Consider the following 25,903-nt stretch of genomic DNA (forward strand, 5'->3'; position numbering starts at 1 on the left):
CCTGCGGATACCTGCAATACAAGCGGAAGCCGCCGACAAAGCGTCCGTCGGGGATCGCGCCGGAAAGCGGAAAGACCCGGAATGCGGAATCAGCCGAATTGAATCAACAAGTTTTCGATCATTTGCCCGTTCGATGCGTCGAGATCGCGAAACATCAAACCCAAACCGCTTCCGAAGCGGTGGACCACAAAGGCCGAGAGCAGGATGTCCTGGCCGCCAGCCGACAGATCAAGCGCGATCTGAACCTCGACGCAGCCATGAGCGGGCACGGGGGCGCGCGTTTCGACAAACATCCCGCCTCTGCCGACATTGACGGTGAAACCTGAATGGTTTGTTTGATCCTGGAAACGTAGGCGCACGGGGAGAGTGATGTCGACACGCTGTCCAAGCCGGTGATCCATCGATTTCACTCGCTTTCTGGCATGCCTCGCGTCGCTCGCGCGGAACGCCTCGGTGGCAAGAGAGATTGCCCGACGATCCAAGGCCCGGCAATCTCGGACGATACGCGGTCATGCCGGTTAATTGACCGGCGGGGATGGGGGGGAATAGCGAGAATTGCGCGCGTCTCGCCGAATCGGCGCGGCGAGCACTTCCCAGTGGTTCGCGGAGGCCGCTTCTCTCCAGCGCACCGCCTCTTGCTTGACCTGCGCGGAGACCGATAAGAGTGTTCCTGGAGTCAAGAGCGTTCCTGGAATCGCCCCTTGGATCTGAGTGTCGATGTTCATCGTCATGCCTCGTCAATCGATCAGTGAGGAATGAAGCCGCCTGCGTACTCAAGTCAATCCGCCGAAATCCGAAGACCCGATCCGTCACGCCTGAATACAATCGCGCCATGATGGCGGTCGTCGGGGCCGTGATCTCAAGAACGAGGCAATACTTTAGGAAAGCGTAGATCATGCCGCGTCATCCAGGAATCCGTAAAAATACTCAATTGTTCGTCAGAGACGCCTTACCGGAAGCGGATGTGCAAATCGCCGATAGACGACACAATTCAGCGAAGTTGGCCGCGCCCATTTTGAACATCATGCGCGACCGATGATTTTCCACGGTTCGAGGACTAATTCCGAGTTGACGGGCAATATCCTTATTGGTGAATCCCTGGGTGGTCAGCGACATGACATCCTGTTCGCGCGGCGTCAATTGCTGGAAACGCTGACGGATTTCGCTTTCCACGGCGACCTCCTCGCGCCGCTTGCGATCCTCTTCCAAGGCCGCTTCAACGCGCTGAAGCAGGATGTCCTGACTGGTCGGCTTTTCCAGAAAATCGATCGCACCGCCCCGGATCGCCCGCACGGTCGTCGGGACATCGCCGAAGGCGGACAGAAAAATGATGGGAAGGGGACAGCCTCGCGCCAGGAGCAGTTCCTGCAGATCGATGCCGCTCATCTCGGGCATCCGCTGGTCGAGGAGCAGGCAACCGGGTTCCAGGGCGGAAAATGCCTCTAGGAAGTCATGGGGAGAGGCGAAGCTTCTGACTCGATAACCGGCCAATTCGAGAATCAAGACCAGCGATTCACGCATCGCAGGATCGTCATCGACCAAAAAAACCGTCTGCTTTTCGTGCATTCAGCAGCCTCCTGGCAATCGACTGGAACGTTGGAACAAAGTCTTGCGACTACGCTCATTCTCAATAGTCGAACGATTGCAAAAATACAACCAGAGTCAAGCGAAACCGTGCTTCCTGTCGCGGTATCATGCGCGGATGATTCAGCAAGCGCATGCCTATATTGCCGTCGGCTCGAATATCGAACCCTGGCGGAACATTCCTTGTTGTCTGGATAGGTTGCGGAGCCTTCCCGACTCAAGACTGGTCCTGGAATCCTCCTGGTACCGCACCAGTCCCTGGGGGATCGAGTCGCAGCCAGAGTTCATCAATCTGGTGATCGGGCTGGAAACCCGCCTTTCGCCGCGCCAACTCCTCGCCGAGACACAGGCGATCGAAACTCGTCTGGAACGACTCAGAATCCTGAAAAACGGCCCACGCACCATCGACCTGGATCTTCTGCTCTTCGGCGACACGATCCTGGACGACAGCAATCTCAAAATTCCTCACCCAGGTTTACTGCTCCGGGATTTCATGCTGATACCGCTGATCGAGATTGCGCCGGAAATCATTCACCCCGAACTTGGGCGTCCGCTCAGCGACCTGACGCAGGAAATCCAATATCGCCAGATCGTCGCGCGAGTGCCGTCGGCAAAACAGACGTAAGCGGCCAGACCTTCTCAGGCCATATCAGGTGCGAGGGTAGAGTTCCGGAAGCGGATCGTCCGCCCGCGCCGGCGCGTCCCGCGTCGCGCCACCGAGCCAGGGCGCCAACGTTTGCCAGGCCGCCGCGCCATCCCAAACCTCGCCGGGCGGAGCATAGATGGCGCGGTCGATCACATGCAGGAGATCGCCGATCTCTTCCCCGCCCAACCGGTTGGCTAACTCGCTCAGTCCTTGCGGGGCATGATCCGGCCAGCGCGCATGCGCCCAATCGAGAAGCGCCGCGCGCGCGGCCCGCGCATCGCCGGCCAGGCAGGTTTTTTCGACCTGGCGGCGGGCCGCGTTCAGGGACGCGGCCCGCCGATCTTGCGCTTCCTGAATCGGATTGGTGACTGTCAGCCGCGAACGGCGCTCCCGACGCCACCAGACAAGCGTTCCCAACCAGGCCAGTCCCAGCAGGAGCGTGAGCCAGGGCCAGAAACCGGTCGTGCCGATGCCGGGATGTGCTGGCGATCTGGGTTGCCGTGTCGCATCCGGGGAGGATTCGGCGCTTCCCGTCGGTTCGCTCCCGGTCGTCGCTTCGATCACGGGCGATGGCCCGGCGCCGCCCGACGGCGCGGCGGCGACTTCCAGAGTGCGCGCCGGGACGACGGCAACCCGCGGCTCGTCGGCGACCGTATCCCACCAGTGCAGCCGAATCTCGGGCAGGGTGAGAGGCCCGGCGCGCGTCGGCACCAGCGCGATCTTGAAGCTCTTGATGGCCGTGGGGACCGACTCACCGGACAGATCCTCGCTTTGGGGTTGATCCGGATAGACCTGAACGCCGTCCAGCGTGCCGAGATCCAGCGTCGGCAACTGGGCCGCGGTCACGCCCTGCGCGGTGACGGTCAGGGTGCGGGTCAGGGGTTCGCCCACCCGAAAGGTCGGTTGACTGGGTGTCCACTCATCCGCGATCTGCACCGAGGTCGCCGGCAGCCATGGCGTCCCGGAGCCGTCCGGCTGGGCGCGGACCTGAATCTCCAGATCGCCCGCCCGGTCCACCAGGCGCCGCCCTGGATTGCCCAGACCCTGCATCTGCGGAAAACCCTGAAAGAGCGTGCCGCCAAAGGCCTGATCCAGATCCGCGAAGGGGTCGTGTTGACGGCCCGCGCGGGTATCGGGAACCACGGCCTCCAGACGCGGACCCTGGATGGCGAGCGGACCGCTGCGATTGGGGATGACGCGGTAGCGACGTTCGATCGCCAGATAGCGCTGACCATCGACGAACTCCTCATAACCGCGATCCTCGCCGATCCGTTCGACGGTCGCCCCATCCGCCAGCGGATCGGACAGCGTTGCCCGCAGCGGCTCGTCCTGAAAATACGCTCGCACCCGATACTCGAACGCTTGTTGAACATAGGGCGCTTTGGTCTCGGCGTCGGCCTCCAGGAAGATGGGCCTGGACCCGTCCTCCGCGCCGCCGCCATTCGATTCGGTGACCTCGACCGTCAGGCTCTGGCTGCGGGCGTTTCCGAGCGAAAGGGATGGAATCGACAACGCACCGGTTCGTTTGGGCGCCAGTTCCAGGGTCCACTGGCGGGTATGGGACATGGCGCCGTTGACGATGCTCGTCATCTTGCTTTGTCCCCGGCCGAGGATGTCGAAATCCTGCGTCAACGGCGTGAAATCGGGTTCGCCGCTTGTGGTGCCGTCCGCGATGAGTCGCAGGGTCAGGGTGTCCTGCACGGTCAGACGGTTGCGATCCAGTTGCACCTGGAGATTGGCGGCCCAGGCAAGCGATGTCGCCAGTAACAACAAAATCGACAGACTGGACAGATGTTTCAGTGATCGGCATTTCGGCATCACGGCAAACGTCCCTCACGGCGGAGATGTTGTAACAGGAAGCGTTGGCGCAGCAGTCCGGCCGGATCGTCGGGAACGCGGCGCAGTTGCGCCTCCATGGCCTGTTGCTGCTCGCGTTCCTGGGGTGTGAGCGAATCGATTGCGCTGACGGATGACTCGGGCTCCCCGTCCGGTCGCCGGTCAGCCGGATCGGTCATGGTCGAACTCGCGGTCTCGGCCTGATCGTCGCCTGTCGGCCCGGACTCGTCCGGTTGCGTTCCGGCGTTCAGTGCATCCGGGCTGAAATCGCCGGCGTCCGGGTCGTTGGGCGAGCCTGCGTCGCGCCCTGACGCGGCATCCGCATCCGAACCTTGTTCGTCACGCTGGGAAGCGGTCTGTTCGCCCGCCGGTTCGGTCGCTTCGTTCGACGCGGATGCAGCCCCTTCGTCCTGATCGCCACGTGAATCGGATTCTCCCGGTTCGGATGCCTGATCGCCGTCTTGCGCGTTTTCCCGGTCGCTAGCCCCCGACTCGCCCTGATCCTGTCCTTGATTCCGCTCCTCTCCGGACGACTCCCCGCCCTCCCCATTCGATTGATCTTGCTCCGACGGATTCTGCTGTCGATCCGACGGGTTTTGTTGTTCGAGGAGTTGGCGTACCAGTTCCAGATTATGCCGGGCATCGGCCTGATCCGGGTTTTGTTTCAGAGCATCTTCATAGGCATCGACCGCCTCCTGGAACTGGCCGAGACGCGCCAGCGCGTTGCCCCGATTGTAATCCGCCTCCGGGTCTTGCAGTCCCGCGAGATCGTCCAGCGCAGCGGCATAATCGCCCGAGCGATAGCGCGCCGCTGCCCGCCAGGCGGGATCGCGAAACTGGTCTGCGGCAGACTGTGCATCGCCGGCCGCGAACTGGCGCGCGGCCCGCTGATCGGGACGCGACCAGAGATCCGGCCAGCCGAAGGCAAGACCCGGACGCGGAGGCAGCATCAAGGCGAGCAATAGGGCCGGCAGCAACCAGCCACGCCGAAAGGCCAGTGCGGCCAGCGGCAGTAGCGCCAAGAGGAGCCAGGGGCCTTCCTCGCGCCATTGGTCGGCGGTCAAGGCCGTTTCTGCGATCCGTTCGCCCCGTTCCGGACCCGCCGCGAGCAGCGTCAGGGTATCGCGATCGCCGACCTCGGCCTCCAGATAACGGCCTTTGCCCGCACGGGCCAGTTCGCGCAAGGTCTCCGACTGGAGCCGGGCAATCTGGATACCGCCCGCGGTATCCTGGACGAATCCGCCCGTGCCGGTTGGCACGGGCGCGCCTTTCGTGGTTCCCACCGCAAGCACCGACAGCCGGTGACCGGCGGCCTGGAGCCGCCGGGCGACCTCCAGCGAAGCGGCCAGCTCGCCGACTCCGTCCGTGATCAGAACGATGTCGCCGCCCTGCCCTTGCGCTCGCGCCAGCATCTCGCCCGCCTGTTCGAGCGCCAGATCGGTGCGACGCGGGCCAGGGACCGGGATCAGATCCGTGGTCAATTGCGGAACCTGCGCGGCGATGGTCCGCGCATCGCCGGTGAGCGGCGCGACGACGAATGTTTCGGGACCGAAGGCGAGCAGGGCCGCCTGGCCCTCGGTCGATGCGTGCAGGAGATCCAGCAGCTCGAAACGCGCCCGCGCCAGCCGCGAGGGAGGCACATCGGCCGCGTTCATACTGGGCGAAAGGTCGAGCAGGATGACCCGCTGGCTCGCGGTGGAGAACAGTGGCTGCGGCAGGCGTTCCCAGACCGGACCCGCCAGGGCCAGCACCGCCAGCGACCAGCCGAGTCCAAGCAGGACGAGCGGCCAGCGCCTGGATTGCCCCTCCTCGCCCACCAGCAGATGCGGCAGCAGATGCGGATCGACCAGACCCCGCCAGACCGACGCGCCGGCTTGCCGCTGTCGCCACAGGATCAAAAGCAGCAGCGCCAGCGGCAGGAAGGCCAGCAGCCAGAGCGGACGGAGAAAATGGGCATCGAATGACATGATTTGTGTCGAGACAGGGTTCGGATAAAACCAATCGAGAAGACCAGCATACAATCGCTCGACGGTTCAGTGCATCGCCGCCAGGTCTGTCAGCGGGAAATCATGAGAAAAACCACCGAATCGAAAGGGCAGCTCCAAGGGGAGGTCGCGATCGATCAGGCGGAAGTCAGGCATCGGCGTGCGTCCTGAAGGTGGGCGTCAGTCTACCAAGCCGGTCAACCCCTGGAAGCTCGAAAGCCCGACAGGCTGCTAGCGCAGGAGCGAAAGCACCTGTTCTGGCGCTGCGTTGGCCTGGGCCAGCATGGCCGAGCTCGCCTGCTGCAACACCTGCGATCTGGAGAGCATCGCCGTCTCCGACGCGAAATCCGCGTCCTGGATGCGCGAGCGCGAGTTCGTCGCGTTCTGCGAGATGCTGGACAGGTTGTTGATGGTGAAGTCCAGCCGGTTGTTGACCGCGCCCAGGTCGGCACGCACGTTGTTGACCTTTTCGAGGGCGTTATCGATGGCCACGATCGCCTTGTTCGCCCCCTCAATGGTCGAGATGTCGATGCTGGCGAGCGACTGGCCGTCCTCGCCGCCGCCGTAGGTGCCCACGGTCAAGCCGGAGTAGGCAAGATGGTCGTCCATCCCCCGTTCGATCACGATCTCCTGGTCGGAGTGCAGCGTGAACTCCCCGACATAGGCGGTCGCCACGGCCGAGTTGAAGCCGGCATTCGCGCCATTGGCGATATTGGCGACGATATTGCGCCCGTCATCGGCGACGAGCTGGACGCCGCCGCCCGTCGCAGAGCCGTCCTCGCCGGTATCGATCGCCCGCACGCCGGTCTGTTCGGCAATGGCATTGATCGCATTGACCAGAGACTGACGGTTGGCGCTCCGGGCATCGTTGCCGGCGACCGAGGTGAAGGTGGTAATGGCGACCCCGTTGATGCTGCCGGAAACGGCTACGGCGCCGGTCGCCTGGAGCGTCGTGTTCTTGGCGATATTCGGGTTCGCCGTCGCGGTCACCCCGGTCTTGTCGGATACCAGATTGAAGGCGGCCGCCTTGGCGATGGCGCTAGCGTCTTGGTTGGCCGATGAGGCGGTGTCGTCCGTGGCGTAGGACGGACCTACCGGCACCCCGTTGACCAGCAGGTTGCCGATCGTCATGGCATGGAGGTCATCGTTTAGATTTGAGGCGACCTGGGTGGCGGTGCCGCTGTAGGTGCCCTCGCTGAAGCCGGCATCCTTGGCGTTGCCGGTCGCGCCCGAGGCGATGGTGATCTCCTTGCCGCCGTCGGCCACCAGGGTGACGGTGCCGGTGGCAAGGGCAGTGGTGAGGGAGGCACCGGCGAAACCGAGACCAGTGTAGTTGCCCGTGGTCAAATTGCCGACGGTCTCGATCAGCGAGATATTGCGCCCATCCGCCGCCGTCAGGGTGATACCGCCCATGTCGGTCCCGCTATCGACGGCGATGACGCCCGTCCGCTCCGACACCAGATTGATGTCCCGGATCACGGCGGCGCGCGTGGTCGTCGCGTCGTCCGTCGTCGTTAGGTCGATGGAAACGCCATTGAGCTGGATGGTGCCAGTCACGATCCCGGCGAGCATACTGCTGCCGCCCAGGCGGGTCTCGCCCACCACCGCCGTGACGCCGGACTGATCGCTCTTCTCGTTGATCGCCGCAGCGATGGCGATGGCGCTGCTGCTCTTGCCGTAGGTCGAGGCGGTATCGGAAGCACCGGCGGCGCCGTCGATGGCAATGCCGTTGATGATCAGATCGCCGGAGGCCAAGACCCCCGCATTGCCGGCGGAAGCTGCCATGGCCGTGGCAACATTGGCGGCGGAAGACGTCGCAGCGGTCCCGGTGCCGATCCGGGTCACGGAGCCGATGCCCGCGGAGTCGGCGATGCCCAGGGACGCGGCATCCATGACCCCGATGCTGACGCTTATAACCTGATTGGCGTCGGCGCCGACCTGTAACGTGACCTCCTGGGAAGTACCATCGAGCAGATTCAGTCCGTTGAAGTTGGTGGTCTCGGAGATGCGGTTCAACTCCTTGACCAACTGCTGGGTCTCGGCGTTGAGGGTGGTGCGGTTGCCGCTGGTGTAGGTGCCGTTGGCGGACTGCACCGACAGTTCGCGCATGCGCTGGAGGATGTTGCTGGACTCGCTCAACGCGCCTTCGGCGGTCTGCACCAGCGAGATACCGTCGTTGGCGTTGCGCACTGCCTGATCGAGTCCCTTCACCTGCGAGGTCAGACGGCTGACGATGGCCGAACCCGCCGCGTCGTCCTTGGCCGAGTTGATGCGCAGACCGCTGCTCAACCGCTCCATCGACTGACTCAGGCTGGACTGGGACTTGGTGATATTGCGCTGCGCGTTCAGCGAGGCAACGTTGGTGTTGATAACCAAGGACATGACTGATCTCCTGTCGTTGACGCACCAGCGGCCCCTTGGGCGAAAGCGGCGGCAAGAGCCCGCTTGCGGGCAACGTAACCCGCCAAGACGCCTTTGGATCTGCCTAGTCGCCCGCAAACGGGCTCCTACGTCATGCTTTTAGGTTTGCCCAGCCATCGCCCTACGTCGAAATGAGAATTGCCGGGGCAATCGAAGTTTTGCGCGGGGTATCGGCCAATGCGGTATTCTCCGTCGCCAGCGACCATGCGCAGACCTATTCAAGCACTTTATATGCCACTGCGATTGCCGCGTGCGGAGCCCCGCATGCCGACGCCGCCCGACTCGCCATCGTCGTACCCGCTTGCCGGTGTGCGTTGACACGCGGCCCACTGGCGGCGTGCGCGGAGGAGTCGCTATCCATATCTTCTATCAGCGATTTTGGGATTTGGCGGGATGCCTTCTCCAGCCGCTCCCATGTCTTCCAAGTCCCTCCAGCAAGGGCGGTCAGACTCGATGCGTAAAAAAACCACCACAGGCCGCAGACAAGCGGGCACCAATACCGTCAAAAAGTTGACTCATGGGCGGTCGCCCCCGCCAGCCGAGCAGGATGCCTTGGTCGCGCTCTTCAACGCCGGGCGTTTGGCGGAGGTGGAGACACTGGCGCGCCAGTTCGCCGAGCGTTATCCGAAGGCCGCCTTTGGGTGGAAGGCGCTGGGCACGGCGCTGCTGGCGCGCGGCCGTCATCACGAGGCACTGACGACCCTCCAGCGCGCGACCGAAATCGCCCCGCGCGATAGCGAATGTCTGAACAGCCTGGGTAAGACGCTTCAGGATCTGGGACGCGCGGAGGATGCTCTGGGGCTGTTCGAGCGCACCCTGTCGATCAAGCCGGACTACGCAGGTGCCCATGCCAATCGGGGCAACGCGCTCGCGCTGCTGGGCCGCCCGGCGGAAGGACTGGCGAGTCTCGATCGCGCGCTCTCGATCAATCCGGACTCGCCGATTGCGCTCAATGACCGTGGTAACGTCCTGAAGGCACTGAATCGCCCCGAGGAGGCACTGGCTTCTTATGCGCACGCCCTGGCGCTCAAACCAGATTTCGCGCAGGCGCACTACAATATGGGATCCGTCCTGCGCGAACTTGGGCGATTGAAGGAGGGACTGAGGCATTATCGGCGGGCGCTGGAGTTCGACCCGGAGTCCATCAAGGTCAGGAGCGGTTTTGCCCGCTGTCTTGGCCGTCTGAGTTTCCAGCACGAGGATCCGGCGATCCGGCGCCTGCTGATCCGGGCCTTGCGGGAGGCATGGTGCCGCCCTAACGAATTGATGACGGTCGGCCGCGATTTCCTCCAACTGAATCCGGCGCTCGTCGCGGCCATCCAGCGCGCGGAGCGGGCCTGGCCCAACCCTGTCTCGCGCGAGGAATTGCTCGGGACGTCCGGGATCGCGGCCCTGGCCGATGACGAACTGTTGGTCGCGCTGCTGGAAACCACGCCGATCTGCGACGTGGGACTGGAACGTCTCCTGACCCTGCTGCGGCGCTCCCTCCTGGAGACCGTTTGCGTCGAGAACTCCCCCTCGCCCGCCTGGCTGCGTCTGTTTCCGGCGCTGGCCATGCAGTGTTATCTCAACGAATATGTCTATGCCGTCACGGCGGACGAGCGCGCGCTGAGCGAAGCCCTGAGGGAGTCGCTGGCGACGGCGCTCCAGTGTCAAATACCCGTCACTGCGCGGCAGCTAGCGATCCTGGCGGCCTATTGCCCGCTCGACCGCCTGCCCGGTGCCGCGACCCTGCTGGAACGGGATTGGCCGGAACCGGTCATGAAGGTACTGATCCAACAGCTACGCGAACCGCTCGAACAGGCCGAGTACCGCCGCGGGATGCCAAGCCTGAGCGGGATCGGCGAGGGTGTCTCGCAACTGGTGCGAAACCAATACGAGGAAAATCCCTATCCGCGCTGGGCGCGGGCCGCACTCGTTCCACCAACGCTGACCGTCGATGCCCATGTCCGCCAGCAGTTTCCCGGAGTTCCCTTCCGATCGCTGCGCAAACACGCCAATATTGACATCTTGGTGGCCGGCTGCGGCACCGGACAACATTCGATCGAGACCGCCCTGAACTTTCCGGGCGCCCAGGTGCTGGCCATCGATCTTTCGCTGAGCAGCCTGGCGTATGCGCAACGCAAAACGCTGGAGTTGGGATTGACGAACATTCGTTATGCCCAGGCCGATCTTCTGCGATTGGATGGGTTCGACGCGCAATTCGATCTCATCGAATCGGTCGGCGTCCTGCATCATCTGGAAGACCCGGTCGCCGGATGGAAGATGTTGCTGACGCGCCTGCGTCCGGGCGGGTTCATGTATCTCGGACTCTATAGCGAACGGGCGCGCCGTCCAGTGGTCATGGCCCGCGACCTCATTGCCCGGCAGGGATACGCAGCGACGGCCGACGATATCCGGCGCTGCCGTCAGGACATCATGGACCGACGCGACCAGGCGGAATACCGCCAACTGTCACTGGGGCAGGATTTCTTCAGCCTCAGCGGCTGCCGCGATCTGCTGTTTCATGTCCAGGAGCATCGCTTCACGCTGCCGCGGATTGCCAAGCTGTTGTGCGAGCTGGAGTTGGATTTTCTCGGCTTCATCGTCGACCAGCAGACGCGGGCGAGCTATGCGAGGCGTTTTCCGGATGACCCGACCGCGACCGGCCTGGACCATTGGGACCGGTTCGAGGCGGACAACCCCACGACATTTTCCGGGATGTATCAATTCTGGGTGCAGAAACGATGCTGACCCACTGATCGGGTGACGCCTGTCAGATCGGCGGACCGGCAAGTCATAACGCCCGCCCGGGATGACGTCAATCTATCGAACACTCAGGGCCGTTTTCGCGATCCGCCGCCGTCAAAAGCATGACGCTAGCATCGACTCATAACGGTAGGGGCGAATTGGTTCGCCCGGGAAGTGTCTTCGCCTTGATCGGGGCAAATTCTTTCGATCAGGGCCAATTAATTCGCTCCTACGCCTGTTCGGCGCACCAGCGCCGCCACATCGCGCGATAGGCCGCCTCGACCCGCCGCGCGAACCCGGCCTCGTCGCGCCAGGGGCCAGCCTCCAGCCGGGCACGTAGACCGGAGCGCAGCGTCGCCAGGCGTTCCAGGTCACTCGCGAGCGCGACGGCCTTCTCGATGTACTCGTCCTCGCTCACGGCAATCCAGTCTTCCAGGCCAGCGCCCGTCAACATCATGCCGCCGATCCGCCCGACGCTCGGGCGCCCGGCGAGGGTGACGTAGGGCACGCCCATATAGAGCGATTCGATCAGGGTGGTTCCGGAGTTGTGAGGGAAGCAGTCCAACCCAATGTCCGTGCTCCGCAGCACGCCCCAGGGCGGGCTGCTGTAGCCGATCGCGAGCCGCTCGGCGGCGATGCCGTGCGTAGCGAAACGCGCGGCAAGCGCGCGTTGCATCGACACCGTTGTGAAGTCCTTGCTGTCGATGACCAGCCGGGCGGCGGGCAGACGGTCAAGGATCGCCGACCAGACCCGCACGGTTCGGTGGTTGATGCGGATGCTGCGCGTGAGGGTGCCGAAGGTGACATGACCGCGCGCCAGCGCCGGCAATGGACTGACCGCGCCCATGTCGGGCGCCGGGCGATAGACGAGCGAGGGGACGGCGATCCGCCACGGTTGCTCGGCGAACAGGGCCTCGCTGCCGGGCGGGGCCATGACCTCGTCGGTGAGAAAGTAGTCGATGGCGGTGAGCCCGGTGGTGTAGCCGTAACCCATCCAGGACAGCGATACCGGCGCCGGGCGACGCGCGAAGACTTCGAGTCGGTTGCCCCCGGTATGACCGGCCAGATCCACCAGAATGTCGATGCGGTCGGCGCGAATACGCTCGGCCAGCGCGCTATCGCTCATCCCCAACGTCTTCACCCAGCGATCCGCATCGTCTCGAAAACGAGTCGTGACGACATCCTCGCGCAGCACTTGCGAATAGGCCGTGATCTCGACGATCCCTTTATCGTGGTTCGCCAATAGCGGTTCGAGAAAATAATGCGCCGAATGGCCGCGATAATCCGCGGAGACATAGCCCACCCGCAATCGCCGCTCGGGATCGCGGTCATTGGCGTGCGCGCGCCAGACCACCCGGTGGGGTTCGCAATAACGACGATTGAAATCCCGGTACGCGGCAAAAATTTCCCCAGCGGGCTTATCCGGGTGGTAATTCAACACAAACAGGGCATTCGAATAGGCCACCGCAAAATCCGGCTTGATGTCCACCGCCTTCATATAATCGGCGATCGCGTCGTCGAGCCGATCCTGATCCTTGAGCACATTGCCGCGGTTGTTCAAGGCCATGGCGAAGTCGGGCTTGATCTCCAATGCCCGATTCAAGGCGGTCAATGCCTCCTCCTTGCGGCCAAGGTGCTGCATGACGATGCCCCGGTTGCTCCATGCCTCGATCGCGTCCGGATCGATCGACAACGCCTGATCGAAACAGGCCAGGGCGGTATCGTCGCGCCCAAGGTAATGCATGGAGATGCCTTGGTTGACGTAGGCGGGCACGGAATCCGGAGCGATCGCCAGTGCGTGTTTATAGCAGGTCAGCGCCTCATCGAAACGCCCGACATCACTCAGGGCGAGGCCCAGTACGATCAAGGTATCCGCATCCTCCGGCCGCAGTAACAATGCCTGGGTATAACTGGCAATGGCCTCGCCAATCCGACCCAGCAACATCAGCGTCAGACCACGATTGTTGTGCGCATCGGCATTTTTGGGATCGAGGTTCAACGCCCGGTCATGGCAGGCCAGCGCCTCCTCGACTCGGCCCAGTTCGCGGAGCGCGCGACCGCGGCTGTTGTGTGCCTTGACATAGTCGGGCTGCAGCGTCAGCGCACGCTCGAAACTCGCCAGCGCCTGATTCGGATACCCCTGACTTTGCTGGGAAATCCCAAGATTGTTCCAAATCTCCGGACTATCCGATTGTATTTCCAAGGCTTTGCGGTAACTGTCGACAGCGTCCTCCAGCCGTTGTTGCGACTGGTAGGCGCGCCCCAGGCTATTGAGCGTCTCCGCATCCCCAGGAGCCAGGCGCAGCGCCAGCTCCAGCTCCAGCACCGGCAGTGCATCCTGCTCGCGCTTGCCCTGGGTCAACAGCGTGCCAAGTACCTTCCAGCCGAAAGGGTCGGTTGGAGCGGTTTCAGTGAGTTGGCGCGCCAGGCTCTCGGCTTGCGCGAGTCGGCCAGCGCGAAGCAGATCGAGCAGCCGGTCATGGTCGGCCCTGACAGGTTCGGCCTGGACTGGTCCATCGCCCATGATCGCGCGTTCGATGCGGGCCTTGAGTTCGCGGGTGGCGCTCGTGTCGAGCCCGCTCGCCAGCGCCTGCTCAAGTACTGACAGCGCATCCTCGGACTGTCCAGCCAACAGCAGACCCTCGGCGAGGGATTGCCAATAGGCGCCAGTCTCTGGCGAGCGCTCCAGCGCCCGTTGCAAATGCGTCAATCCAGACTCGAAGCGACCTCTTTCAACCTCCAGCACACCCAAGACGTGGTTGGCCTCCGGGTGATCCGCATCGCGCTCCAGCAGCCTTCGATAGAGGCCCTCGGCGATATCAAGGCGACCCGCGCCATGATGTGCCAAGCCCTCCGCGAGCAGATCCGAAAAAGTCTTCATGTGGTCGATTCACCTTATTCTTGGCGCCAATCCCATCCGATGCCGGAAGAATGGGGCGTGTTAAAGAAACGCGGTGCGTACCCGAGCGAAACCGCCGCGTTTGGCGGTGTCAGGGCAAATTCATGCCCCCTTGTCGGGGCGAATCGCTTCGCCCGAATCGAATGCAATTGGCCTTGTCGGGGCGCATGAATTCGCCCCGACACCCGCGCACCAGCGCCGCCACATCTCCCGATAGGCCGCCTCGACCCGCCGCGCGAAGCCTGCCTCGTCGCGCCAGGGGCCTGCCTCCAGCCGGGTACGCAGCCCGGCGCGCAGCGCCGCCAGACGATCCAGGTCGCTGGCCAGCGCGACGGCCTTCTCGATGTACTCGTCCTCGCTGTGGGCGATCCATTCGCCGAGTCCGGCGCCCGCGAGCATGGTGCTGCCGATGCGCCCGACGCTGGGGCGCCCGGCGAGGGTGACGAAGGGCACGCCCATGTAGAGCGACTCGATCAGGGTAGTTCCGGAGTTGTGGGGGAAGCAGTCGAGACCGATGTCCATGTGACGCAGCAAGTCCCAGGGCGGGCTGTGGCAGCCGATCAACAGGCGCTCGGGGGCGATGCCATGCGCTGCGAAACGTTTGCACATGTCGGATTGCGCGCGTTTCGTCTCGAAATCCTTGCTATCGATGGCCAATCGCGCGCCGGGCAAACGCTGAAGCAGCGCCGACCAGACGCGCACGGTGCGATGATTGATGCGCACCGCGCGCGATAAAGTGACAAAAGAGAGATTGCCGAAATCCCGTGCGGGCAGAGCCCCAGCATCACCCATTCTCTCCGCCGGTCGGTAGACGAGCGCGGGGACCGGCAGCCGCCATGGCTGTTCCGCGAACAGACCTTCGCTACCGGGGGGAACCATCGCTTCATCGGCCAGAAAATAGTCGATGGCGGAGAGCCCCGTGGTATAGCCGTAACCCACCATCCAGGAGACCGAGACCGGCGCCGGGCGGCGCACGAAGACGCCCAGGCGATTGTTGGCGGTGTGACCCGCCAGGTCCACCAGGATATCGATGCCGTCGGCGCGGATACGCTCGGCCAGCACGTCATCGCTCACCCCTCGCGTGGCGACCCAACGATCGACATAGCCGCGATAGCGGGCGGTCACTTCGTCCTCTTGCGTCAACTCGGCATAGGCCGTTACCTCAATCTCGTTTCGATCATGATTGGCCAGGAGCGGCTCTAGAAATCCTCGGGCCGAATGGGCGCGAAAATCGGGTGAGACATAGCCGATCCGCAACCGTCGCCGCGAATCACGCACATTTGCGTGGGCGCGCCAGCCCACGCGATGCGGCTCGCCAAAGGCGTGATCGAAGGCCCGATAGGCCGCGTAAATCTCCTCGGCGCTCTTGTCCGGATGGTAATTCAAAATGAAGAGAAAGGCGTTGTGAACCTTGACCAAACCGGGCTTGAGCGTGGCCAGATCGGGGCTGATCCGAAGGGCGCGATCGAAACAATCCAGGGCCTTGTCGTAGCGTCCCACTCTCCCATGACAGGTACCGAGATTGAGATAGGCATCGACATAATCGGGCCTGATCGACAGGGCCTGCTCGAAGCGCTCGCGTGCCTCGTCGAAATTTCCCTGCTCCAGCAAGACCAGACCCATGTTGTTATGGGCTTCGGCGAAGCGCGGCTCGATGGCGAGCGCCCGCCGATAGCACTCCAGGGCTTCGTGGCAGCGCTTCAACTCCTGCCAGTAATTCCCCAGGTTGCCATGCGCCTGCGCCAGATTCGGGTTGATCGAGAGGGCCTGACTGTAATGCGCGCGGGCCTCCTCCAGACGCCCAAGATCCTGCAGCACCAGTCCCGCATTGCAGTAGCCTTCGGCATAATCGGGGGCAATCCTCAATGCTGCGGCATGATGCTCCAGGGCCTCGTCAAGATGCCCGAGTTCGCGCAACAGATTCCCGAGATTCGTGTGCGCGAGGGCATTGGCGGGGTCGATCGCAAGGGCGCGCCGATAGCTGTCGCGCGCTTCCTCGAAACGACCGAGTTCACGCAAAATATTGCCCTGATCGCTGAGTACTCCGGCCTGATCGGGCTCGCTCCTCGCCGCCAGCGATAACGAGGCCAGGGCTTCGTCCAACCGTCCCAAGCGATAGAACGCCAGGCCCAGGCTGTGCTGGAGCCCAGCCAGGTCAGGATTGAGCAGACCGGCTTGGCGGTAAGAGGCCACGGCCTCGTCGAATCGCCCTTGCTCGGCAAGAACCTGACCCAGGTTGTGATGGGCCTCGGCAAAATCGGCCTTTAACGCGATGGCGTCCCGCAGGCTCGTCAATGCCTCTTCCAGATGGCCCAGCGACAGAAGCGTGCCGCCCCGATTGTTGTGTGCCTCGGCAAAGCGCGGACTGATCCGCAACGCGCGGGTGTAATGGTCCAATGCATCGTCCAGGCGCCCCAGGATCTTGAAGGCATTGCCAAGGCTATTGAGGACGGCTGCATCCTTGGGATCGAGATCGAGCGCGCGTTCGAGTTGCACTTGGGCATCACGCGCCTGGCCGCACTCCAGGAGCACGATCCCCAGAACCTTCCAGCCAAAGGCGTCGTCGGGATAGCGCGTGGCGAGCCGCCGGGCCGATGCTTGCGCCTCGTTTAGCCGCCCGCGACCGAATAAGGCGACCAGCGCGTCCCGTTCCGCGGGAGATGAGGTCCGGGGCGAGCGGGGACGCACGGCGGCGCTGTTCGAGTCATGCGAGCGCGCCCGATCCATCGCCAAACGGGCCTCTTCGTGCCGGCTCGGCTCCAGCAAGGTCTCGACCTGCGAGAGCCAGTTGGCGTGTCTCTCTGGCGCACGCTCCAAAGCCAGGCGCAGATTGATGATCGCCGCATCGTTCCGACCTCGGGCGATCTCGATCAAACCGAGATAAGAGTATGCATCGCCAGTTCCGGCATCGATCGCTAACGCCGCCCGATAAAGGTTCTCGGCCACTTCCAGGCGCCCGGCCTGGTGATGGGCCAGGGCCTCGCGCAAGAGCGCAGTTGTATCCGCCGTCTCATCGGTCACGGTGCCAACACCTCGAACGAATGGTTACGCGCGTCGACGCCCAGACGTGTCATGTCATGCCTGAATCTCATTGATCTCCAAGACACCAGCGTCGCCACATCTCCCGGTAAGCCATTTCGACCCGACGTGCGAAGCCGACTTCGTCGCGCCAGGGGCCCGCCTCCAGTTCGCCGCGCAGACCGGCGCGAATGGCCACCAGGCGTGTCAAATCGCTTGCCAGTTCCACGGCCTTCTCAATGTAATCGTCCTCGCTGTCGGCAATCCACTCCGCATGTCCGGCCCCCGCCAGCATCATACTTCCGATTCGCCCCACGCTCGCGCGTTCGGCGAGGGTAATGAAGGGTACGCCCATATAGAGCGATTCGATCAGGGTCGTGCCCGAGTTATGCGGAAAACAGTCCAGGCCGATATCCATGCCCCGCAAGACATCCCAGGGGGGAGAATGAAATCCGAGTTCCAGTCGCCGGGTGTCGATGCCGTGAGCGGCAAAGCGTTTGGATATCGCGATTTGGGCCTCGGGAGTGACGAAATCCTGGCTGTCGATTAAGAGTCTTGCACCCGGCAAACGCTGAAGCAATTCCGACCAAACGCGGATGATGCGATGGTTGATGCGAATGCCCCGCGTGAGGGTACCGAAGGTGACGAAACCCCGTCTCAACGCGGGCAGCGCACCAACCGCGCCCATCCCTTGCGCGGGCCGATAGGCCAACGAGGGCACCGGGATACGCCAGGGTCGCTCGGCAAACAGATTTTCGCTGCCCGGCGGAGCCATGACGTCATCGGTCAGAAAATAGTCGATGGCGGAAAGCCCAGTGGTATAGCCATACCCCATCCAGGAGAGCGAGATCGGCGCTGGACGACGCGCAAAGACGCTCAGGCGGTTATTGGCGGTGTGGCCCGCCACATCGACCAGGATATCGATGCCGTCGGCGCGGATACGCTCGGCCAGCGCCTCATCGCTCAACCCCCGGGTGGCGACCCAATGATCGACATAGCCACGATAGCGTGCGGTAACCGCGTCCTCGCTCGCTAACTCGGCATAGGCCGTCGCCTCGATCTCGCCCCGATCATGCCACTCCAGCAGCGGCTCCAAAAAATGACGCGCCGAATGCGAGCGGAAATCAGGCGAGACATAGCCGACCCGTAAACGCCGATCAGGATCGCGGTTATTGTCATGCGCCCGCCAGCTTGCGCGATGCGGTTCCGCATAACGCCGATCGAAATCACGATAGGCAGCATAGATCTCCTCGGCCGGTTTATCGGGATGGTAGTTCAAAACGAACAGTTGACTCGATGGAGCCATGATGAGTTTGGGATTCAGCTGCAATGACCGCTCATAGGCGGCAATCGACTCATCCAAGCGTCCCAGCCCCTGAAGCGCGCCTCCAAGATTGCTGTAGGCCTCGGCATAGCGGGGATTGATCGCCAATGCTTGCCGATGACATTCCAACGCCTCGTCTAAACGCCCGACTCCCTTGAACGCGGCCCCTAGATTGTTGTGCGCCTCGGCCAGATCGGGGGCAAGGGCAAGCGCTCGACGATAACAGGCGATCGCCTCTTCCATGCGATTAAGATCCTTCAGGGCGACGCCCTTGCTATTGTGAGCTGCGGCATAGTCCGGATCGATCTCCAGCGCACGGTTAAAGCAGTCGATCGCCTCCCTCGCCCGGCCAAGGTTATTGAGGGCATTTCCCAGGGTATTGAGGCATTCGGCATGATGCGGATCGATACTCAACGCCTTCTGAAGCATGGTCAGGGCACCCTGATAATCGTCTCGCTTGAACAGCAGGGTACCCAGCGCCCGCCAGCCGAATGCATCGCTCGGATAGCGCTTGGTCAATTTGCGGGCGGCGGTCTCTCCCTCGACAAGTTGCCCGCGCTGCAATAAAGCCACTACCCTTTCCTGTCGTGCCAAAGGGATGGCGGTCGCTTGCGCTCTCGGGGCAGGCGCGTTAGATATTTTTTTCGTGACAAGCCGCTGACGCAATGCCCGCGCGTCTGGCGTATCGAGCCCGATCGCCCGCGCCCGCTCAATCACCGAACGCGCCTCCTCCGGCTGTTGCGCCATCAGCAACCCCTCGGCGAGCGAGAGCCAGTAGCCGCCGATCTCGGGCGCCAGTGCCAGGGCACGGCGCAGATGCGTCAGTCCCGGTTCCAGTCGGTCACGCTGGAGGTCGATGATGCCCAGATTGTGATGCGCCTCGGCATGTGATTCGTCGAGCGCCAGGATGGCGCGATAGAGACTCTCCGCCACGTCCAGACGGCCGGCGCGATAGTGGCTCAGAGCAAGATTGCAGAGATCGGCGGTATTTGTCATCGGCAGCGTTCCGAAATGCTGTCAATTGGTTTTCAGGCATCGCGATCTCTCGACTCAAATCCGATGCCTTCATAAAAGCAGGAGAGTGCGATCGTTATCGACAAGTTCTTCCAGACACAAATACTCGGCGCGACTGAGATGTGTCTCGATGGCTTGACATGATGCCGCAATTGTCCTGCTCGCTACGGAGCGCTCGCTGGTCGCTGATCGGCATGGACGAAACGGGAAGGGAGATTCGTCCCGAAGCCGCCGTCATCTCGCACCTAACCTGTCTCTGATAACCATTGATCGAAGAATCCAGGCGGGGCGAACGATCCGCCCCGCCGAGGTTATTTCACCCGTTTCAGGAATCCATCCGGCGCCACCGTGATCGCCAGTTTGTGCTGGATACTCCGGTCGATCTCGAACTCGGGATGGGTCTTGAGATACTCGTGCACGGCGGTTTTGGGGTTGTTGCCCGGCCCCCAGGGGCGATCCGGATACATGTCAGCGGGCTGATCCTCGATGATGGTGTCAAAGACGACGCAATAACTATCGATGCTGGTCAGTGGAGCGTAGGCATTGAGTTCGGCGAGGACGTGGCCATGAGTGTGCATGGAGTCCAGACAGACCAGAATGCGCGAATAATTGGCCGCGATGGTCTTGATCTGCTCGACCACCTCGGGCGCGATACTCGATCCCTGAATCATTTGGATACGCGAAATCATGGGGTGAGTTTCGATGGCCGCGCGGTTATGGGCGCGGATATCGATGTCGATACCTATTACCCGCCGCTTGGGATTGGCGGGATCGAGCGATACGCCGGCCGCAACCGCGTCGCAATAGTCGAGCAGGGCCAGCATCGAGGCGCTGAGGATGAGCGAACCGCCGTGGGCGATGCCGGTCTCGATAATCAGGTCTGGCTTGGCCGACCAGATCAATTCCTGGATCGCCACGATGTCCTGCGGGTATTGAATGATGGGGCGGCCGAGCCAGGCGAAGTTATAGCAATATTTGGGCTGTGTCGCCGCGTGCAGAAATTTTTGTCCGGCATCCATTAACCGCCGATCTTGTTCGTTCGCGGCAATGCGTTCTATGACTTCCTGCTCGAACTCGGTCATGATCGACACCTAAAAAAAGTCGCGATGATTTAATACCAAACCCTGCCCCGTCGGTAACTCAAGAACCGCAAGTCCATATTCGGCGAACAGAGGATCCTCGGCTTCTTTTTGCTCATGATAGACCCACCAACCATAGTCGTCCAGGATAATAACCGCGCCTGGAGAAAGCACGGGAATAATGCGTCGCAATGCTCCAACCTCTGCTGGCGCCTGATTGAGATCGACGTGGGCAAACGCAATTTTCTCGGGAAAATCCCTCGAAAAAGACTCCGGCACATATCCCTGAATCACCTTCACAAAATCAAACCTCTCGAATCTGGAGCGGACTTGGTCGTAAAGGATATTACTATGCTCTGGAAGAATGTGATTGAGATCGATATCGGAATGCTCGAAGGTATCGTAGAGATAATAACGCTTTTCCGTTTTTTCCAGACCGGTGTTGTCCAGAATAATGCTCGCGGTATTGCCTTTATAGGCACCAACTTCGACAAAATCGCCGCGAAGTCTTTTCGCGTAATTGGCGAAATAACAGAGAATATAGGTTCTCCAGATAATCGCAAGTTCAATATTTGTATTCGAATGCTTCCGCATCGATTCCAAAAATTTATCATTCTGAAGAAAACTCAGATTTTTATTCCATGTAATCATGTTATCTGAACAAAAAAAATGATCTGGAGTCGTAATGCTTTTCCTTATTCCTTCCACGCACTGCCTAAACAAAGTGATGTTCGTGATATTAAAATTACCGCCACTAAAAAACATATTGTTTCCCGCTCAATAAATGACCCATCGTCGAGTCTTGAGGTTTCCAACCAAAAGCCCTGAGCCCGAGGCTCTCGCCAACCAGCAGTCGCGGCTCCCCCTGGCGCTCCGTCGTCAAGTCCAATACCGGCCGCGGATCGGCGTCATAGTAACCCGCTAATGCTCGCACCAATTCGCCAATCCGCACCGGTTCACCCGAACTGACGTTATAGGCGCCATTCGCGCCAGCGTGCAGCAGGGCGAAAAATCCCTCGGCGACATCCGATGCGTGTAGAAAATCGCGGTAGGCAGTCGCGTTCACGCCAAAGGGGAGGCGTCTGCCCTGAAAGACGTCGATCAGCGAAGGAATCAGACGCTGACTGGACTCGCCCTGTCCAAAGGGCAGAAAGATCCTGCCCCAGGCACACGGAATTTGCGCTTGATCGCACACGGCGCTGACCAGACGACGGGTTGCGTCCTTGGCGACACCATAGAGCGTGGCCGGATTCAGGGGCGTCGCGTCCTCGCGACAATAACCATGAGACCAATCGTACTCCGCGCAGGTGCCCGCCGCCACGACCTGCCGACCGCCGGCGCGGCAGAAGGCTTCGACCAGGCGGACGCTGGCCTCGGTCCAGCGCAGGTTGAGCGGCGAGGCCCAATACTGGCCGTGCTCGGCATACCAGGCCAGATGGATCAGATGGGTGACCCCGGCGGACCGACAGAGGGCATCGAAATCCGGCGCGGCGAGGAGGTCGACCGCGATAAAGTCCGCCCCCGGACCCGCTGGCGGATGCCGACCGATGGCCAGCGTCGCAATCTCGCGCCGATGCAGGCTCTCCAGGACATAGCGTCCGAGAAAACCGCTGGAGCCGGTGAGCAGCACTTTCATGGGCGATTTCAACGCTCGGTAGTGAAGCCAATCATCGCGGCAAAGCGAAGAATCATTTTCTTGAGGGTTTAATCTCCAGACGCGGTACGGCGGTCACGAATTGCCCCTCCCAGTCTCCCACATCGTGCAACTGTTCCATCACCTCCTCGCGCAGATTCCAGGGCAGAATCAGGATGTAATCCGGGCGATGCTGCCTGATCTGCGACTCGTCGACGATGGGGATACGGCTCCCCGGCAGGAATTTTCCCTGTTTGGACGGCGCGGCATCGCACACGAAAGGCAGTAGATCCGGTTTCACACCGGCGTAATTGAGCAGGGTATTGCCCTTGGCTGCGGCACCATAGGCGGCGACCGTCCTGTCCGCGCGCTTTTGCTCGATCAGGAATGCGAGCAGATCGTTCTTGATGCGGTCGGCTCGGACCTGGAAGTCGCGATAGGTCGCGATGCTCCGCAAACCCCGCCGCGCCTCGTCCGTCAGCAGTCGCTCCACGGCGGGCGTGTCCTGACGCGAGTCCCTGGAGTGACAGCCAAAAACACGCAGGCTGCCGCCGTGGGTAGGGAGTTCCTCGACATCCCAGACGCGCAGCCCGGCGGCCTTGAAGATGTGCGCGACACTGAAGAGCGAAAGATAGGAAAAATGTTCGTGGTAGATGGTATCGAACTGCGCCTGCTCGATCAGGCGTGAAAGATGCGGAAATTCCAGGGTGATGGTGCCGCCGGGTTTCAGCGCGGCCTTGAGTCCGCGGGTGAAATCGTCGATGTCGGGCACATGGGCATAGACGTTGTTGCCAACGATCAGATCGGCCAGTCGACCGTCCGCGGCCAGCCGCCGGGCGAACGCCTCGCCGAAAAAATCGCGCAGAACCGGGATGCCCAGGCGCTCGGCGGCGGCGGCGGTGCTGGCGGTCGGCTCGATGCCCAGACAGGGGATGCCCGCCGCGACGAAATGCCTGAGAAGATAGCCGTCGTTGGCGGCAACCTCGATGACCAGGGAGTCCGGGACGAGCCGCAGCCGCTCGATCATGGCATCGGCGTACCTGGCCGCATGTGCGACCCAGCCGCGCGAGGTGCTGGAGAAATAGGCGTAGTCCGGGCTGAAGAGTTCGTCGGGACGGGCGAAATCCTGGGTCTGAACCAGCCAGCATCGCTCGCAGACCAGCACGCGCAGCGGATGCCAGATCTCGGCGGCATCGAGGGCTGCGGCGCTCAGATAGGCGTTGGACGGCGGCGCGCTGCCGAGATCGACGAAGACGGTGCGCAGGGGCGTCTGGCAATGTCGACACTTCACAGCCGCATCCCCGCGAAATGGGCATCGATCGGCGGGCGTGCCGCGTCGCGCGGCGATAGCCCGGTAATGGGGAGCGGCCAGCGAATGGCCAGCCTCGAATCTTCGGGATGGAGACCGTCCTCCGTATCCGGGGAATAAAAGGCGGTATGCAGATAGAGCAGTTCGCAGTCGTCGGCGAGTGTCTGGAAACCATGCGCGCAACCTTCCGGGATGACCAGGGTGCGGCCATTGTCGGCGCTCAGACGCTCGCCATGCCAATGCAGAAAAGTCGGCGAGCCGGCGCGCAGGTCGACCGCGACATCGAAGACCTCGCCTCGCAAACAAGTGACCAGCTTGATTTCGGTGTCCGGCGGGCGCTGGAAGTGCAGGCCGCGCACCGTGCCGCGATGCCGAGTGAGGGTGCGGTTGATCTGCGCGATGGGTTTGCCCAGCGTGAAGTCCGCCAGCACGCGGGCACAGAAGACACGCTCCAGAAAGCCTCGCTCGTCGGCGATCGGCAGCCGCTCGATCACCGTGACTGCGGCGATGTCGGTGGACCGAGGACGCAAGCGCGCGCTCATGGCCCGGCCCCGGCGGTGCGGTAAGCGGCGATTTGCCCGAGCGAAAACCGCGCCATGTCCTCGCCATCGCGCCAGGCCTGGTGCCACTCCAGGGTGCGATCAAGCGCGCCTTCCAGATTCCAGCGCCGCCGCCAGCCCAGGCGGGCGCCAGCCTTGGTGCTGTCGAGCCTCAAAACGTCGGCTTCGTGGGGATGCCGGGCCGGGGGACATTGATCTAGGGGACGCTCGTCAGGGGGACATTGGGGCGGGTCGTACCGCCAGCGCGCCTCCGGCATCCTGGCGCAGAGGTAATCCATGACCCAGGACACGGGGCGGGCATCGGTATCCTGGGGGCCAAAATTCCAGGCCTCGGCATAGGCCGCGCGCCCCTCGTACAGACGTTGGGCGAGAAGCAGATACCCGGCCAGCGGCTCCAGCACATGCTGCCAGGGACGGATCGCTTGGGGCGAGCGAATCGACACGGCACGTTCCCCATCGAGTGCCCGCAAAAAATCCGGGACGAGCCGATCGGCTGCCCAGTCGCCGCCGCCGATGACATTGCCGGCGCGCGCACTGGCGATCTGAACGCCGGCGCTGGCCAGGAAACTGCGGCGATAGGCCGCGGTGACGAGTTCGGCGCAGCCCTTGCTGCTGGCATAGGGATCATGGCCGCCAAGCGGGTCGGACTCCCGGTAAGGCCAGATCCATTCGCGATTCTCGTAACATTTGTCCGAGGTCACGACCACGACGGCGCGCACCGTCCCGCTGTGACGCACCGCCTCCAGCAGGTTGACCGTCCCCATGACATTAACCCCATAGGTCTCGACCGGGGCGCGATAGGCGTCGCGCACCAGAGGCTGGGCGGCCAAGTGAAAAACGATCTCGGGCGCGCTCGCGGCAATGGCCTCGGTCAGGGCATCGCCATCGCGGATATCCCGCATGCGCTGCCCGTACAGGCGCCCGGCGAGACGAGCAAGGGCGAAGAAATTGGGCTCGGTCGGCGGCTCCAAGGCATATCCGCACACATCCGCGCCCAATTCGCTCAGCCAAAGCACGAGCCAGCCACCCTTGAAGCCGGTATGCCCGGTGACGAAGACGCGCCGGCCACGCCAAAAGCCTGGGTTCATTCCCAGAGCTTCCAGGGCGCCCGACCGGAACTCCAGAGATCCTCGAGCTGATTTTTGTCGCGCAGGGTATCCATCGGCTGCCAGAAACCGAAGTGATCATAGGCCATCAACTGACGCATCCCGGTCAGACGGGCGAGCGGTTCGCCCTCCCAACTGGTCTGGTCATCGGCGATCAGATCGAGACACCTGGGCGAGAGCACGAAAAAACCGCCATTGATGAGACCGCCATCGCCGCGTGGTTTTTCGACGAATCCGGTGACCTCGTTGCCGGTCTGCTCGATCGCCCCATAACGCCCCGGGGCCAGCACGGCGGTGACGGTCGCCCAGCGACCGTGCCCCCGGTGATAGTCGATGAGCGCGCGGATGTCGACATCGCTGAGCCCGTCGCCATAGGTGAAGCAGAAGGCGTCCTCGTCCCGAATGTAATCCGCCACGCGCCTGAGCCGCCCACCGGTCAGGGTGTTGGCCCCGGTGTCGACCAGGGTTACCCGCCAGGGTTCCGCCTTGCGCTGATGGACCTCCATGCGGTTGTTGGCGACATCGAAGGTGACATCGGACATGTGCAGGAAATAGTTGGCGAAGTACTCCTTGATGACGTAGCCCTTGTAGCCGCAACAGATGACGAACTCGTTGACGCCATGATGGGAGTAGAACTTCATGATGTGCCAGATGATCGGCATCCCGCCAATCTCGATCATCGGCTTGGGTCGCAGGTGCGACTCCTCCGAGATGCGCGTACCGAAACCGCCCGCCAGGATGACTGCCTTCATCGGCGCT

At 62.5% G+C, this 25,903-nt stretch carries 18 protein-coding genes; 2 read left to right on the top strand and 16 right to left on the bottom strand.

The genetic code is table 11. The features are described 5' to 3' along the window. Nucleotides 1-89: 89 nt before the first annotated feature. From THIVI_RS04260 to THIVI_RS04265, 3 genes are all read right to left on the bottom strand, one after another. Nucleotides 90-482: a PilZ domain-containing protein gene (locus THIVI_RS04260; protein WP_157174361.1), complete on the bottom strand. Its 393-nt coding sequence runs from the start codon at nucleotides 480-482 to the stop codon at nucleotides 90-92. Between the two features lie 36 nt (nucleotides 483-518). After that, a complete protein-coding gene (locus tag THIVI_RS24420; RefSeq protein ID WP_014777396.1) occupies nucleotides 519-725 on the bottom strand; it encodes a hypothetical protein in 207 nt (68 codons plus the stop codon). Between the two features lie 202 nt (nucleotides 726-927). After that, nucleotides 928-1,566 (bottom strand): response regulator transcription factor, encoded by a 639-nt coding sequence (locus THIVI_RS04265; RefSeq protein WP_014777397.1) that lies wholly within the window; start codon nucleotides 1,564-1,566, stop codon nucleotides 928-930. 136 nt (nucleotides 1,567-1,702) lie between these two features. Between THIVI_RS04265 and folK the strand changes: the two genes are divergently transcribed. Beyond that, nucleotides 1,703-2,209 (top strand): 2-amino-4-hydroxy-6-hydroxymethyldihydropteridine diphosphokinase, encoded by a 507-nt coding sequence (gene folK, locus THIVI_RS04270; RefSeq protein WP_041447283.1) that lies wholly within the window; start codon nucleotides 1,703-1,705, stop codon nucleotides 2,207-2,209. Nucleotides 2,210-2,233: 24 nt separating this feature from the next. Here folK and THIVI_RS04275 read toward each other — a convergent pair whose 3' ends face one another. From THIVI_RS04275 to THIVI_RS25995, 3 genes are all read right to left on the bottom strand, one after another. Next, complete coding sequence (locus tag THIVI_RS04275; RefSeq protein WP_014777399.1) at nucleotides 2,234-4,048, bottom strand: BatD family protein; 1,815 nt, start codon at nucleotides 4,046-4,048, stop codon at nucleotides 2,234-2,236. Then, nucleotides 4,048-6,033, bottom strand: coding sequence for a VWA domain-containing protein (locus THIVI_RS04280; RefSeq protein WP_014777400.1), 1,986 nt, complete (start codon nucleotides 6,031-6,033; stop codon nucleotides 4,048-4,050). Before THIVI_RS04280 ends, THIVI_RS04275 begins: the two co-directional genes overlap by 1 nt. A 249-nt stretch (nucleotides 6,034-6,282) precedes the next feature. Beyond that, complete coding sequence (locus tag THIVI_RS25995; RefSeq protein WP_014777402.1) at nucleotides 6,283-8,433, bottom strand: flagellin N-terminal helical domain-containing protein; 2,151 nt, start codon at nucleotides 8,431-8,433, stop codon at nucleotides 6,283-6,285. 492 nt (nucleotides 8,434-8,925) lie between these two features. On the opposite strand from THIVI_RS25995, the gene THIVI_RS04290 reads away from it, so the two are divergent. After that, nucleotides 8,926-11,205 (top strand): tetratricopeptide repeat protein, encoded by a 2,280-nt coding sequence (locus tag THIVI_RS04290; protein WP_014777403.1) that lies wholly within the window; start codon nucleotides 8,926-8,928, stop codon nucleotides 11,203-11,205. Nucleotides 11,206-11,431: 226 nt separating this feature from the next. Here the strand turns inward: THIVI_RS04290 and THIVI_RS04295 are convergent, their stop codons facing one another. From THIVI_RS04295 to rfbF, 10 genes are all read right to left on the bottom strand, one after another. Continuing rightward, nucleotides 11,432-14,083, bottom strand: a complete 2,652-nt coding sequence (locus THIVI_RS04295; RefSeq protein WP_014777404.1) for a tetratricopeptide repeat protein — start codon at nucleotides 14,081-14,083, stop codon at nucleotides 11,432-11,434. A gap of 120 nt (nucleotides 14,084-14,203) precedes the next feature. After that, entirely contained in the window at nucleotides 14,204-17,122 is a 2,919-nt protein-coding gene (locus THIVI_RS22525) for a tetratricopeptide repeat protein (RefSeq protein WP_014777405.1), read from the bottom strand. A gap of 67 nt (nucleotides 17,123-17,189) precedes the next feature. After that, complete coding sequence (locus tag THIVI_RS04305; protein WP_014777406.1) at nucleotides 17,190-19,439, bottom strand: tetratricopeptide repeat protein; 2,250 nt, start codon at nucleotides 19,437-19,439, stop codon at nucleotides 17,190-17,192. A gap of 329 nt (nucleotides 19,440-19,768) precedes the next feature. Next, entirely contained in the window at nucleotides 19,769-20,539 is a 771-nt protein-coding gene (locus THIVI_RS04310) for a cephalosporin hydroxylase family protein (protein WP_014777407.1), read from the bottom strand. 9 nt (nucleotides 20,540-20,548) lie between these two features. After that, entirely contained in the window at nucleotides 20,549-21,301 is a 753-nt protein-coding gene (locus THIVI_RS04315) for a class I SAM-dependent methyltransferase (RefSeq protein ID WP_014777408.1), read from the bottom strand. Beyond that, entirely contained in the window at nucleotides 21,291-22,172 is an 882-nt protein-coding gene (locus tag THIVI_RS04320) for an NAD-dependent epimerase/dehydratase family protein (RefSeq protein ID WP_014777409.1), read from the bottom strand. Before THIVI_RS04320 ends, THIVI_RS04315 begins: the two co-directional genes overlap by 11 nt. Nucleotides 22,173-22,224: 52 nt before the next feature. After that, a complete protein-coding gene (locus THIVI_RS04325; protein WP_014777410.1) occupies nucleotides 22,225-23,460 on the bottom strand; it encodes a class I SAM-dependent methyltransferase in 1,236 nt (411 codons plus the stop codon). Then, nucleotides 23,457-24,020: a dTDP-4-dehydrorhamnose 3,5-epimerase family protein gene (locus THIVI_RS04330; RefSeq protein WP_014777411.1), complete on the bottom strand. Its 564-nt coding sequence runs from the start codon at nucleotides 24,018-24,020 to the stop codon at nucleotides 23,457-23,459. The genes THIVI_RS04325 and THIVI_RS04330 overlap by 4 nt, the downstream gene beginning before the upstream one ends. After that, nucleotides 24,017-25,126: a CDP-glucose 4,6-dehydratase gene (gene rfbG, locus THIVI_RS04335; protein WP_014777412.1), complete on the bottom strand. Its 1,110-nt coding sequence runs from the start codon at nucleotides 25,124-25,126 to the stop codon at nucleotides 24,017-24,019. The genes THIVI_RS04330 and rfbG overlap by 4 nt, the downstream gene beginning before the upstream one ends. After that, the gene (rfbF, locus tag THIVI_RS04340; RefSeq protein WP_014777413.1) at nucleotides 25,123-25,896 is read right to left on the bottom strand and encodes a glucose-1-phosphate cytidylyltransferase; all 774 of its coding nucleotides are present in this window, start codon (nucleotides 25,894-25,896) and stop codon (nucleotides 25,123-25,125) included. The genes rfbG and rfbF overlap by 4 nt, the downstream gene beginning before the upstream one ends. Between the last annotated feature and the right edge of the window lie 7 nt (nucleotides 25,897-25,903).

Source organism: Thiocystis violascens DSM 198 (assembly GCF_000227745.2).
Classification (GTDB): Bacteria; Pseudomonadota; Gammaproteobacteria; order Chromatiales; family Chromatiaceae; genus Chromatium; species Chromatium violascens.